We start from the raw sequence: 14934 nt of genomic DNA, 5'->3' as shown, positions 1-14934 counted from the left end.
AAATAATATTCTCAAAATTTTTTAGAGAGGAGGGAGTGCAATGGGAGCGATCTTCTGGGCAATTTTGACATCAGTTTTTGCTTTATTGGAAATTATTATTCCCGGGCTTGTAACAATATGGTTAGCCTTGGCAGCTCTTGTTGTAACAGCATTAGCAGGGTTTATTAATAATTCCTATATTGAGGCTTTTATATTTTCAGTATTATCATTGATTTTTATTTTGTTCACAAGACCTGTTTTACAAAATTATCTTAAAAAAAGAAGAAAAAATGATTTCAGCTCGGCAATGACAGGCTCGGAAATAAAAATAGAAAAAGTTATAAATACTGACAAGCCGAGAAAAGAATATGAAGTAAGATTTAAAGGTTCTATATGGACAGGCATCAGTGAAGATTTTTTTAAAGTTGGAGATGTAGTAATAATAAAAGATTTTAAAGGGAATAAAATAGTATTGGAAAGAAAATAAAAATTTTAAAAAAGATAAATGGCAAATAAAAATCGAAATAATAAATTTGGGAGGAAATTTATGGAATTTTTATTAGTACCTTTTGTTATAGTAATTATAACAATGGCATTGATTATAGTATTTAAATCTATAAAAATAGTACCTGAATCAAGAGTTTATATAATTGAAAAATTAGGAAAATACGACCAGTCATTGGAATCGGGTCTGAACTTTATAAATCCGTTTTTTGACAGGGTATCAAGAGTAGTTTCATTGAAAGAGCAGGTCGTGGATTTTCCGCCACAGCCTGTAATTACAAAAGATAATGCGACTATGCAGATTGATACGATAATATATTTTCAGATAACAGACCCTAAATTATACACTTATGGAATAGAAAGACCTATTTCAGCTATAGAAAATCTTACTGCTACAACATTGAGAAATATAATAGGGGATATGACTGTCGACCAGACATTGACTTCAAGGGATGTAATCAATACAAATATGCGGGTTGAACTGGATGAGGCTACTGACCCTTGGGGAATTAAAGTAAACAGAGTAGAATTGAAGAGTATAATCCCTCCCGCTGATATAAGGTCAGCAATGGAAAAGGAAATGAAGGCTGAAAGGGAAAAAAGAGCCAACATTCTCGAAGCACAGGCAAAAAGAGAATCCGCAATATTAGTGGCTGAAGGGGAAAAACAGGCCGCAATACTTCGGGCAGAAGCAAAAAAAGAACAGCAGATAAAAGAAGCGGAAGGGGAAGCGGCAGCTATACTGTCCATCCAGAAAGCGAAAGCGGAAGCTTTAAGACTGTTGAAAGAAGCAGGTCCTACAGCAGAAGTAATCTCATTGAAAGGAATGGAGACTTTTGAGAAAGTTGCTGACGGAAAAGCTACTAAAATTATAATTCCGAGCAATATGCAAAATTTGGCAAGTATGGTAACAGGATTTGCCGAACTGAACGAAAAATACGATAATAATGTTTCTAAGGAAAAATAATATTTAAATAATTAAGAGAATAAAAGTTAAAAAAAATTAGAAAAATAGCCTTATTTTAAGGCTGTTTTTTTTTGCTGTTTCTAAAAAAAACTTTGTATATCAATAATTACATTAGGTTGAAATGATAATTAAAAAATAATAAAATTTTTAAAAATAGATTTTTTTTATCAATATGGAGTAGACATAAAAATGAAAACGAGGTATATTTTATAAAAGAATATTAAATATTATTTTATTTAATATTAAGATAATGGGCTATTTTTAAATTTTTGGCGAAAAAAGGAGAGAAAAATGAAAAATATATCTTAACAGAACTATTTATCCATTAAAAATTAAATTTTCAAGCATAAAAGGAGGAAAAAGTATATGATCAGTAATTTAGAAAAATTGAAAAAGGAGCTGAAATCTTTTGCAAAGAGGACAAAGGACTTTAAATACACGGATTCCGTATTGATTTTGTTTCTTTTAGTAGGGGTTATAAGCCTTGTGGAAACGACTAATCTTTTCGCTGCCGGAGACAGTATAGGAGAGCAGAGAAAACAACTCAACAGTTCTATCAGCAATATGAAACAGTCAATCAGAAAAGCACGGACAGAAAATAACAAACTTCTCAGTTCTGCCACAATAGAGCTTATCCAATTAATGGAACAGGGAGATCATGTCGTAAAATCGCCTTGGAGTTCGTGGCAGTTTGGACAGAATTTTGAATATAATAATTGGCGTGGAACTTTTAAAGGACGTGGAGACAAAACGGAAAAATATCCTTACGAAGGTTTATTTAAAAGGGGAAATTCCATATTTGAAAGATATGCTTCCCCTATCAGCCCAAACTATAACAGACTCTCGGCAATTTCATCATTAAATAAAACGGATATATATTCGGCTTCATCGAATAATAGAGAAGGGATAGAACCGGGTTATGGACTTGTGCGTATTCGTCAGGCACAGGAGCCAATTGTTGCAATTAATGTAGATGCTTCGATAAGACCAAAAGTAGTAGATGTGAGTATTCCAAATTTGGGAATACAGGCACCTTCATTAAATGCATTGAACGTACCTAACTTAATTCCGCCTTCACTTAACATACCTACACCTGACCCGATAGTAGTACCTGACAAGACACCTAACATTGTGATAAATCCAACATTGGATTACCGTTTTGCCGGGCGTAATATAGATGGTTTAGGATGGCCTCACAGAAGAGAAGCGAATGGACAAGGTAAACATTTCTGGTCCGGATGGAATCCGGATACAAATCAGAAAGATAGAAGATCAGTATGGAAACATTCTTTAATTGGTGGAACACCTGATCCTATAAGAGTTCCAAACTTGATGTATGTAAATGCGGTAAACAGAAATCCGGGTTCAAGATGGAGAGCTTGGGATGCTACAATTGATATAGCCGGAGACCCTAGCTGGGGAGGAAGCGGACCAAATGATGCCAGAGGAACTATAGGAATCCATACAGTATGGGACGGAAGTATTGAAAACATACATGCAACTCTTCATGGATATTCAGCTTTTATTGCAACAGAAGGGTGGCATAGTGGAAAAGTAGATATAATTAATACAACTGTAGATGTCCAGGGAGAATACAATACAGTATTTCATAATTATCCAGGAGCATACTATACAATAGGAATAAATAATAATGATTATCAGTCTTATCATCAAAGAGGGAAATATAGCGGAGACTTGAGAATAAATATAAATGCCAATAATAACTATATTTATACTGTTATGGGAGTTCAGGGAGCATATAAATATGATAATCTCTCAGACTATGTTATAAATGGTAATGGTAATATTGTTTATTTAGGAATAGGATATGTTCCAAATCTTGATACTCTTAGAAATGGGGAAACAGGATTTCAAACTGGTAGGCCGATGATATCGGATTTGCGTCATGACGAAAACTTGACTCCTGTTATTCAGTTAGGAACACAAACAGGGGCGATACGTGTAAATGGTAATGGAAATGTTGGATTAATGTTTGAAAACTTGTATAGAAATTTCCATACCGGAGATAATTTGCCATACAATTCGCTTCATGATTTCCGTGATTATGTTGAAGTAGAGCAAAATGGTTGGGCGAAAAGTGTAATAGGTATTTATCAAGGGGAAATTGAAATGGGAATGAAAATAGGAGAAACTTCTGAATCTAAAGGAAATATAGGAATAATTTCAAGATCCGGTCAAAGGTCGTACATAATTCCAAGCTATGATTTGGGGGCACCTGATGATTATCTGAAACAAAAGTCTATAGATATAGCTTTTAATACAAAAGGAGTAACTTCACAGGGAATTCCGCTACTTGATGACGACCCGATACATAACCTTGAAATAGCAAAGGCTGAAATTTATTATGGTAAATATTCAACAGACGGAATATCTATTATAGCAGACAGAGGAACGGTAATAGATGTGGCAAGACCTGATAAAGCTAAAACTCCGTATGTTCCTGATACAGATCCTAATGATGGCGTTGATGACTCAAGAGCTGAACAACGTCAACCATACAAGGATGTAACTCCTTCAACTTCAATAAATGATTCAGCAGGAACAGTAATAAGTTCTGCAGATGATACAGTAAACCAAGCAGCGACAGGAACAATTATCGCTTATTCAAAAGGTGTTTGGAATAATGAATTTATGAACTCGAATATGTATAGCGATCCTATTGTAGATCTTTATGGTAAACCGAGTGAAGTTAATCTTTATGCGCCTGTAAGACTGTCAGGAAGATCAGGATTTACGCCTTCCGGTCAGGTAAATCCGTCAATTGCATTGTTTACCGAAGAATCCGGAATAATTAATGCTAAAGAAAAAGTTACTGCAACAGGGTATGGATCAATAGTTGCATATGCAATGAACTATGGAGTTATAAATGCTGAAAAAGAAATTGTGGCTAAAGATGAATGGGCAGCAACAGATGACGCAACAAAGCCTTATCTATATAATAATGTAGGGGCTTATGCAGGCTCTCTCGGTACGGTAAATGTAACCGGAAATGTAGATGTTCACGGTATAGGAGCTATGTCTTCAGGAGCGTATGCCGTCGTAAATCTTAACGGAACGGGAAATACAATCAGAACAGGAACAAAAGGTGGATTGGTCGCAACTCAAGGTGGAATAGTAAACTTTAAGGGTGGTACAATTACACACGCTGAAAATGAGGAAGATGACCACGATTCAAGTACGCCAATGTTTGCTGATGCGACATCACACATAAACTTTACAGGACCTACAACAATTAACATTGCAAACGGTATCCTTATGCCGGGAACAACAGCCGATTATGAAGCAACAACTCCTAACGTTACAAAATATAACGGAATGAACAATGTAACAATAAACTTGACAGGAGATGACGTTGTATTGCGTTCAAATAACGGACATGCACCTTTCCATTGGACCGGAGGTTCAATTATCGGAATAATAAAGAATGATATGAAACTTGCAGCATTTAATGACAACGGGCATGTTCTTAAAATTTACTATATAAACGGACAGACATTTATAGATACTGATGTCAACTTGGATGACAATACAAATGACTTTAACCGTATTAAAATGTCAAGAGAGCTTGTAACAATAAGTTCGGGAGTAGTAATAGGATCTTCCCAAGGAAAAGGGCTTGCAATGGGATCTAACAGCTCTGCGACGTCAGTTAATGATTCAGGCTATATAAATAAAGGCTCTTTAAACATTACTGGAGGAAATATTAACACAACAGCTGGACTTAATACAAGTTACGGATTTATGGACAATCAGGGAATGGTTTACCTTGATAGCGGAATAGGTCTTTATGGAGTAAATGGAAGTAAATTCCTAAATAACACTAACGGAACAATCTATACTACCGGACAGGGAGTTGGAATGGCAGCGTTCGCTTCTGCTACATCGGGACTTCAAGACTACGGAACAGATAAAAAAATTAAAAACAGTGCATTAGGACTTCCAAATGGATTGACTGCCTCTGACAAAGTTCTTGATATGGAAAATAAAGGTATAATAGAAATAGATGGAGCACAGTCGGTAGGTATATTTGGACAGACAAACGAAGTTGCCGCAACAAGAAGAACGCCGGCAACTCCAGCAGGACTTCTTACAGCACAAAACGGACTTATCACAAATACAGGTAGAATAATAATGAACGGAGACGAGTCTGTAGGTATCCTTGCCAAGAGAGTAACTGTAAATTTAGGCGGAACCGGAAGTTCGGATATTATTGTAGGAAATAAGGGTATTGGAGTATATACAGAAAAAACTCCTGTAAATATCGTATCTGCTACAGGAATTGAAGTGAAGGACAAAGGAGTCGGAGTATTCGTTAAAAATGACGGAAGTACAATTTCAGGTTCACCGCTTGAAATCAAATATACAGGTGCCGCTAATGAATCAGCAGCAGGAATATTCTATGAAGGCGGGACAAACCATACAAATACAGTAGATGTAAATATGGTAAACAGAACAAGTGATAACGGAATTGTAGGAATATTCATAAATAACAGCGGAACACTTACAAATAACGCAACAATAAAAGACTTGAGCGGAAAAGGTTACGGGATCTACTCCCAAGGCGGAGATGTAGTTAATAACGGAACGCTTGTAATGGGAGAAGCCGGAAAAGGTATTTTAAGTACAGGCGGAAATGTAACACTTGCACCCGGCTCAACAATCACATTAGGACAAAATAATGCAATCGGTGTATATGCATTAGGTTCAGGAAGTACGGTTACAGCACAAAATGGAGCAAATATGACAATTGGAGACGGTTCATACGGATTCGTAAATAAAGGGAACGGAAATACGATAACAAGTAACGTGGCTTCACAAAGTCTACCAACTAACGCTGTATATGTTTATTCAGCTGACGGAGCGGGAACTGTAACAAATAATACACAGTTAGTTTCGACAGGTTCGGCTAACTACGGTATCTATGCTGCAGGAAACATTGTAAATGATGCAGACATCAACTTCTCAAATGGAATTGGAAACGTAGGTATTTACAGTATAAATGGCGGTACTGCGGTAAATAAAATTGGAAGAAAAATAACAGTAGGAGCTTCAAACCCGGATCCTAGGGAAAATCAATACGCAATCGGTATGGCGGCAGGATATGTAGGAGATTCGCAAATCGGTCCGTATACAGGAAATATAACAAACTACGGTACAATTGATGTAAATGGTGAACTTGGTATCGGAATGTATGGAGCAACAGCTGGAACAACAGTAATAAATAACGGAACAATAAACCTTAATGCAAGCAATACTACCGGAATGTACCTTGACAAAGGGGCATACGGTATAAACAACGGTATCATTAAATCTAATGGAACGGGACTTAAAAAAGTAATCGGAGTAGTTGTAAAATCAGGTTCGACAATTGAAAACAATGGAGTAATTGACATTGATGCTAAACAAGCGGTAGGACTGCTGACAAAAAGAGATGAAAGCGGAAACAATCCCGGAATTATAAGAAACTATGGAACACTGCACATAAGAGGGGTAGGCGCAACAGATGTCTATGAAACGCCTGCAAGGGAAGATATTGGTAAAAATATGGCAGGAGTAAACATTCATGCACCGGCAGGGTCATCAGTAGCAACAATAACAGTAAACGGAGTACCTGTAGTACCTGAAATTGCAACAACAACAGCTGAAGAATATACACCTATGGAAGTATCAACAATAGGAATGTATATTGATACATCAAACAAGAGATTTACAACACCGGTTACAGGGCTAAGATCGCTTGACAACCTTACAAATGCAGATTTGATAATCGGTACAGAAGCTGCTCGAAATACAACGAGCAAATATATCCAAATTTCTGAAAGAATATTGAAGCCGTATAACGATATGATAATTGCAAATCCTCAAATAGAAAAATGGAATATTTATGCAGGATCGCTTACTTGGATGGCAAGTATATCTCAAAATCAGACTGACGGAACTATCCAGAATGCATACTTGGCTAAGGTACCATATACTGCGTGGGCAGGAGATAGAAGACTGTCAGGTATCAGTTCAGGTGATGAAGAGAGTAAAGCACCTAATACATTCAACTTTTTGAATGGTCTGGAACAAAGATACGGAGTGGAAGCAATAGGGACAGGAGAAAATAATTTGTTCCAAAAATTAAACAATATAGGAAACAACGAAGAAGTGTTATTCTTCCAAGCAATAGATGAAATGATGGGACATCAGTATGCAAACGTGCAGCAGAGAATAAGCAGTACAGGAAAAGCCCTTGACAGAGAGATAAATAAACTGGGAAGAGAATGGGATACATCTTCGAAGAAATCAAACAAGATAACAACATTCGGTATAAGGGACGAGTATAAGACAAATACAGCGGGAGTAATAAACTATACAAGTAACGGATACGGAGTGGCTTATATAAATGAAAATGAAACGTTAAAACTTGGAAACAGCTCGGGCTGGTATGCAGGAGTAATACATAACAGTTTTAAATTTAAAGATATAGGAAAATCAAAAGAGAATACAACGATGCTGAAACTGGGAGTATATAAGACAAAAGCCTTTGATAATAACGGAAGTCTGCAATGGACGATATCGGGAGAAGGATTTGTAAGTAGAAGTGAAATGGAAAGAAAATATCTTGTAGTAGATGAAGTCTTTAAAGCGAAGTCAGACTATACGTCATACGGAGTGGCAATGAAAAATGAAATCAGTAAAGAATTTAGAACGAGTGAAAAAACAAGCATAAGACCGTATGGAAGTATAAAGTTTGAATACGGAAAGACTGGAAAGATAAAAGAGAAGACGGGAGAAGTAAGACTGGAAGTAAAAGACAGCAGCTACTACTCGATAGTGCCTGAAGCGGGGATAGAGTTTGGATATAGACAGCCGTTTGCGAAAAAAGCTACATTCTCGGCGACACTCGGTATAGGATATGAGAGCGAGCTTGGAAAAGTGAATAACAGAAAGAATAAGGCAAAAGTAAGGTATACAGACGCAGACTGGTTTAACATAAGAGGAGAAAAAGAGGACAGAAAAGGGAACTTTAAGACAGACCTGAACATAGGAATAGAGAACACAAGATTTGGAGTAACGATAAATACAGGATATGACACTAAAGGTAAAAATGTAAGAGGTGGATTAGGTTTCAGACTGATATACTAATAAATTAATATAGATTCAAATAATTAGACATATTTAAGTAATAATATATTTAATAAAAACATATTGAAGTATATTTATGATTATAAAAAAAGGAGAAATTATTTATGAAAAAATCAAAGAATAAAATATTGCTAATATTTTCGTTAATCGCTATTATTAGCTGTAGCGGTTCAGGTGGCGGAGGAGGAGGTGGAAGTACTTCAGCAAGCACACCGACAGCTCCGTCGACAACGCCGGGAGGCTCAAACGGTTCAAATGGAACAGGAGGCTCAAATAGTTCACCTTCCCAACCGGGAGGAACAATACCAGGACCTGGAGCAGGGGTTCCGGATCCGTCGGATACAAGACCGCCAAGACCATTACCGCCAAGACCGTCAAGGCCTGAATCAAGACCTGCACCACCACCAGCCCCAGCCCCGTCAAGGCCGGCACCGGTTCCAACACCCCCGGCACCACCGGCTCCAACACCACCAAGACCGGGAACTCCGTTAAGACCTGGCGGATCAAGACCGGGAGCACCGTCAATAAGTACAGCGCCAAGATTGACAACAACAGACTGGTCAAGATTGCCTGATATATTAAATAGGAGAACATATGAGGTAACTGGAGAAAATAGTGTTCAAGATAGAACGAGAAGTACACATTATGATGTTGAAGAAAATAAAATTGGATTTGAGATGGATAGTTATACTGGTTTAGAAGTAGTATCACCAACAACTATGAATGTAAAAACTGGAGGAATAGCATTTAAATCAGCTTCTTATATTAATAGTTATGATGATATCGTATATGCACTAAGAAATAACATAATGGGTACGGGTAATCAATTGAGATCACCTAATAATCTAACGGTTAATATGCAACCTAATTCATATTTGTTTATGTTTGATAGAGCTAATATCAATTTATCAGAATTACAACAGCTTAATAATTTAGATGCGGCATCAGAGCTTCCTGCTACCTCAAGACCAACTATTAATGGAACAGGGTATAAATCAATCATTCTTAGTAATTCATATTTTTCTATTGATCAAAATGTTAATTTAGATAGTACGAATGATATTTACTATAAAATATTTGAACATATAAGACCGGATATTAATGTTCAATCAGGGATAACTATTTCCGGAACAAGAGATAATCAGATTGGAATTCATACTGATAATGGTGCTGTTAATAATGGAATAATTGATTTAAAAGGAAACAACAGTGTTGGAATATATGCTGATACCGATTCATATGCAAATAACGGTTTTAGCGGAAAAATCTCTGTGAAAAAAAATTCTACTGGAATTTATGTAAAAGATTCAAGTGCTGAAAATTCTGGAATCATTGATCTTGGTGAAAGTTCTATTGGAATATATTTAAATAGATCTTTTATAGATGACGTACGCTATTCAGCTCATTCTCGTGGGCAAATAAAGAGTACTTCAAATAATACTATAGGAATGGCTGCAAATATCAGAAGCCAAGTAAGAGATTCAACCGGATATGTTGAACCTACTTCTTATGAAAATTATGATTCTCCTCTTGGAAATTGGGCTCCAATAGAATTGACCGGTGATAAATCAATCGGTATGTTTGCAACTGGAGATGGAAAGTATAAACTTGTTAATAATAATACAATTGAGATGGGAATGTCCTTTGAGAGAAATAATCCAAGCATTGGAATGTACAGTAATAATCCAAATGCCGCTCTAATAAATAATGGAGGAATTCGAATTGGTAAAAATTCAGTTGGAATGGCAGGAGTCGGAACTTTAGTAAACGAGACAAGTGGAATAATACAAATTATTTCTGAGGGAGGTATAGGAATGTACCTCGGAGATAATGCAAAAGGAATTAATAAAGGACTTATAACTACAATTGGAAGCGCTCCAAGAGATGCAATTGGTGTATATGTCGGAAATGGGGCAGAATTTTCAAATGAAGGAACAATCCGTATTAATTCTGAAGGCGGAGCAGCCATTGTTGTCAATGGAGGAACTATAAGAAATTATGGAACAATAGAAGTTAGTGGCGGTGCCGTAAGAGAGCGTAACGATGCGAGAGTCCAACTACAGGTGATGTCTGACAGGACAGCAAAGGCAGTAAGCGACCTTGGAGTATATGTGGACACGCAAGGGAGAACAAGACCGATTGAGGGGCTATCTAACCTGAGATTAAACAGTGCGGACTTATTAATTGGTCCGGAGGCTACAGAAAAGACAAATGCAACTGAAGTTACGGTTGACAACTCTGTGCTTGAGCCATTCAATAATTCAATTCGGACAAGCGGAATCCGGAACTGGAACGTGAAGACAGGCTCATTAGTCTGGGAAGCTGAATCAGAAATCAACAACAACAGAGTAGAAAAAGTTACTCTAAAAAAACAGTCCTACGCAAAATTTGCTGACAGCGAAATATCAGAGGGAGTAGCAAAAGGTCTGGATGAGAAATATACAGAAACTTCTGCCGACTCGAAAGACAAGCAGACATTCAATTATCTAAACACCCTAAGCGACAGAAAAGCCCTTGCAAAGACTTACCGTGAAATAAACGGAAGCCAGTACGTAAATGTTCAGCAAAGAGTGGCACAGACAAGCGACATTCTTGACGGAAAGCTGTCAGATCTTCAAAAAGAAAATGCTGACAAGTCAGGACACCACGTATCAACTTTCTTTAACAAGGATAAATACGAGTCAAGAAGTGAAGAAATAGCAGATACAAATAGTTCAGCCTATGGAGTGGCATATATGTTCAATAATGCTGACGCAAAACAGGGGATTTATGCAGGAACGGCAATCAACACGTACAAATTTAAGGATAATGGAAAATCAAAAGAAAATGTAACAATGTTTAAACTGGGAGCTTACAAGACATTTGATTTGAACAATATAGAGTGGACTTTGAGCGGAGACGGATTTGTTTCCCAAAATGATTTGAAGAGAAGATTTATAATCGGAAATGATATTTATGAAAACAGGGCTGACTATAATGCTTACGGATTTGCAGTCAGAAATGAATTGGGCAAAACTTTCCGAATAGGTAAAAATGTAACAATCAAACCTTATGCTGCATTAAAACTTGGATATGGAAGATTTTCAAAAATCCGTGAAAAAGACGGAACTATGGCAATAGAAGTTAGTGGAAATGACTACTATTCGATAAAACCAATGGCAGGATTGGAGTTTGGATTTGCAGTTCCGATATCATCAAATGCAAGATTTACAGCTATCTTGGGACTCGGATATGAACATGAGTTAGGCAAGGTGGAAAATAATGTAAATGAAGCAAGATTTATCAATGGAACAAACAGCTGGAAATTGAGAAGTAAAAAAGAGGAAGTTAGAGGAAACCTTAAGACAGACATAAAAGCAGGATTTGAAGCAGGCAACTTCGGAGTGCACCTGACAGGAGGACACAATACGAAAGGTAAAAATTCACACGTAGGAGTTAATTTGGGAGTTTCATTTTAAGTTAAGATAATAATCCAGAAAAATAGGGAGTTTAAACTCTCTATTTTTTAGGAAGGAACAACAAAAAGAATAGAAAAATTTAGCAGTATAAAAGAAAATAAAAGGGAATAAAAAAACAAAAAACAAAGACTGTAATGATATAATCAATTGAAAAAATCAAGGAAAATCAACCAAATCAGGAGGATAAAAAATATGAAAAGTCTAAAAGTCATAATGGGGGTGTTGATGATTACTGCTTCTCTTGTCGGAATAGCAGCTGTAAAAAAAGCAGTTTCACAAAAGGCAGCCGTGAAAAAAACTGCTGTAAAAAATACTTCTGAAAAAAAAGGAGTTTCCGCAGCACAGTCTAATACTAAAAAGAATAATGCTAATAAAGAAGTTACAACGGGAACGGCAAATCCTGCTTCTGTTTATTGTGAAGAAAAGGGAGGAGAGTCAATACTTGTAAGAAGTAAAAAAGGAGACTTTGGAATATGCAGATTTAAGGACGGAACAGCAATGGAAGAATGGGAATATTACAGAGAAAATAATTAAAAAGGATCAAATGATACAGGTAATAATTAAGAGTTTCATAAAATAATGGAACTCTTTTTATTTTATAGGAAAATATGCTATAATTATACAAAAATAATATATGTGGAAATAGAAAAAGAAAAATAAGATTTAAAAAATATATGTCAAAATTATAAAGACAATATAAACAAATAACATAAAAATTGTAAAAAAGCATATGCAATATTAACATAAAAAATAGTATTGATAAAATTTAAAAAAATTACGAAAGGAAAGATGATATATGAAAATATTGGGAGTAATTCCTGCGAGATATGCATCTACAAGATTTGAGGGGAAACCTTTGAAAGATATAAATGGACATACTATGATAGAATGGGTGTATAAAAGAGCTGAAAATGCAGATATTGACAAGCTTGTTGTAGCGACTGACGATGAAAGAATATTTAATACTGTGAAAAATTTTGGAGGGAATGCCGTTATGACATCCAAAGAACACGAAAACGGCACATCAAGAATAATAGAAGTAATAAATACTCCCGAATACAATGATTTCGACTTTATTATAAACATACAGGGAGATGAACCTCTTATAGACATCAAGTCCATTAATCTGCTGGCAGATAACTATAGAAAAGAAAAATCTGAAATTGTAACTTTAAAGAAAGAATTCAATAAAAATGAAAATATTGAAAATCCCAATATTGTAAAAGTAATAACGGATTTTAATGATAATGCGATATATTTCAGCAGGTCAGTAATCCCTTATGAGAGAAATTCCGTAGAAAATTTTAAATATTATAAACATATCGGGATATACGGATATACTTCAAAATTTTTGAACGAGCTGAAAAGTCTGAAAGAGGGAATTTTAGAAAAGATAGAATCACTTGAACAGTTGCGATTTATAGAAAACGGATACAAAATAAAGGTGCTTGAAACAGTTTACGAAGTGATAGGTGTAGATACTGAAGAAGACTTAAAAGAAGTGATAAAATATATAAAGGAAAACGGAATTATATTATAATGGAATAATCCATTATAGAATAATCCGCTTTTCCGGTATATCGGAAATGGAAAATAGTCTGAAAGCTTAGGCATTACAGTTTTTTAAAATAGAAATCAAAATAGAAATTGATGTAAAATAACGATTGACAGAAAGCAAGGGAGAACATGAAAAGACAAATAAACAGAAGAGAAGAAATTTTAAAAAATATTCAAAAAATAGTAGTAAAAGTCGGGACATCTACTCTTACAAAAGAAGACGGGAATTTAAATATTGAAAAAATAAAGAAAATAGTTTCAGAGTTGAGTAATCTTTCAGATAAAGGTTATGATGTCGTATTGGTAACGTCAGGAGCCGTAGGAGCGGGAATGGGCAGACTTAATATGACCGAGCGTCCAAAGACATTGTCTGAAAAGCAGGCTTTGGCTTCTGTAGGACAGGTAGCCCTGACACATCTGTATCAGATGCTTTTTCAGGAATATGGCAAAATTATAGGACAACTTCTGCTTACAAAAGGAGATTTTTCAGACAGAAGAAGATATCTGAATGCAAGAAATGTATGTAATACATTGCTAAAAAATAAAATAGTTCCGATTATAAATGAAAATGATGCCGTTGTTGCCAATGAAATAAAAGTCGGAGATAATGACACTCTTTCTGCATTGGTTTCAGGTTTGATAGACGCTGATTTACTGATTATTCTGTCAGATGTACAGGGACTTTACAATAAAAATCCTCAAAAATACGAAGACGCTAACTTAATAGAAATTGTAGGAAAAATAGATGAAGATATAAGAAAAACGGCAGGAGGGGAAGGATCGAAATTTGGAACGGGAGGAATGATTACTAAAATAATTGCTGCAGAAATGGCAACTAAAATTGGGACGAATATGGTAATAGCCAGCGGAGAAGACCCACGAAATATAACAAGAATAGTGGAACGGGAAAATATAGGAACATTATTTACTAAAAAACATAAAAAAATCAGTTCTAAAAAATACTGGCTCGCATACGGAACAAATAAAAAAGGCGTTCTGATTATTGATGAAGGTGCTGAAAAAGCTCTATTTAAAGGAAAAAGCCTTTTGCCTGTCGGAATTAAGGAAATTGAGGGTGATTTCGAAAAAGGAACAGTGGTAAAAATAATGAACCTTAAAAATGAAGCCGTTGCGACAGGGATTTCAAATTATTCATCTGATGAGATAGGGCTCATAAGAGGACATAAAAGTGAGAATATCGAAAAAATATTAGGACATAAGTATGATGATGTAGTAGTACATATTGATAATATGGTGATAATAAAAGGATAAAAATACTTTGAAAAATCCTGAATTTATAAGAAAATAATAGGTAAT

At 35.6% G+C, this 14934-nt stretch carries 7 protein-coding genes; all 7 read left to right on the top strand.

Annotated features, from left to right (window positions below; translation table 11 throughout):
• The first annotated feature begins 40 nt into the window (after positions 1–40).
• A complete protein-coding gene (locus tag ACO5J6_RS07450) occupies positions 41–466 on the top strand; it encodes an NfeD family protein (protein WP_485643125.1) in 426 nt (141 codons plus the stop codon).
• Between the two features lie 102 nt (positions 467–568).
• Entirely contained in the window at positions 569–1450 is an 882-nt protein-coding gene (locus tag ACO5J6_RS07445) for an SPFH domain-containing protein (RefSeq protein WP_485643202.1), read from the top strand.
• Between the two features lie 366 nt (positions 1451–1816).
• The gene (locus ACO5J6_RS07440; RefSeq protein WP_485643123.1) at positions 1817–8602 is read left to right on the top strand and encodes an autotransporter-associated N-terminal domain-containing protein; all 6786 of its coding nucleotides are present in this window, start codon (positions 1817–1819) and stop codon (positions 8600–8602) included.
• 104 nt (positions 8603–8706) lie between these two features.
• Entirely contained in the window at positions 8707–12060 is a 3354-nt protein-coding gene (locus tag ACO5J6_RS07435; RefSeq protein ID WP_485643121.1) for an autotransporter outer membrane beta-barrel domain-containing protein, read from the top strand.
• Between the two features lie 192 nt (positions 12061–12252).
• Entirely contained in the window at positions 12253–12594 is a 342-nt protein-coding gene (locus ACO5J6_RS07430; protein ID WP_485643119.1) for a putative hemolysin, read from the top strand.
• Positions 12595–12856: 262 nt separating this feature from the next.
• Complete coding sequence (gene kdsB / locus ACO5J6_RS07425) at positions 12857–13600, top strand: 3-deoxy-manno-octulosonate cytidylyltransferase (RefSeq protein WP_485643117.1); 744 nt, start codon at positions 12857–12859, stop codon at positions 13598–13600.
• A 146-nt stretch (positions 13601–13746) separates the two neighbouring features.
• Positions 13747–14889, top strand: coding sequence for a glutamate 5-kinase (gene proB / locus ACO5J6_RS07420; protein WP_485643115.1), 1143 nt, complete (start codon positions 13747–13749; stop codon positions 14887–14889).
• Positions 14890–14934 lie beyond the last annotated feature (45 nt).

It is taken from the genome of Pseudoleptotrichia sp., from assembly GCF_057270515.1.
Note: the sequence above shows the minus strand (reverse complement) of the source record. Positions and strands in the feature narration are given on the sequence as shown.

Coding starts and splice junctions, on each gene's coding strand:
- ACO5J6_RS07430 (WP_485643119.1), top strand. CDS start 12,253: ATGAAAAGTCTAAAAGTCATAATGGGGGTGTTGATGATTACTGCTTCT.
- ACO5J6_RS07435 (WP_485643121.1), top strand. CDS start 8,707: ATGAAAAAATCAAAGAATAAAATATTGCTAATATTTTCGTTAATCGCT.
- ACO5J6_RS07440 (WP_485643123.1), top strand. CDS start 1,817: ATGATCAGTAATTTAGAAAAATTGAAAAAGGAGCTGAAATCTTTTGCA.
- kdsB (WP_485643117.1), top strand. CDS start 12,857: ATGAAAATATTGGGAGTAATTCCTGCGAGATATGCATCTACAAGATTT.
- ACO5J6_RS07445 (WP_485643202.1), top strand. CDS start 569: ATGGCATTGATTATAGTATTTAAATCTATAAAAATAGTACCTGAATCA.
- ACO5J6_RS07450 (WP_485643125.1), top strand. CDS start 41: ATGGGAGCGATCTTCTGGGCAATTTTGACATCAGTTTTTGCTTTATTG.
- proB (WP_485643115.1), top strand. CDS start 13,747: ATGAAAAGACAAATAAACAGAAGAGAAGAAATTTTAAAAAATATTCAA.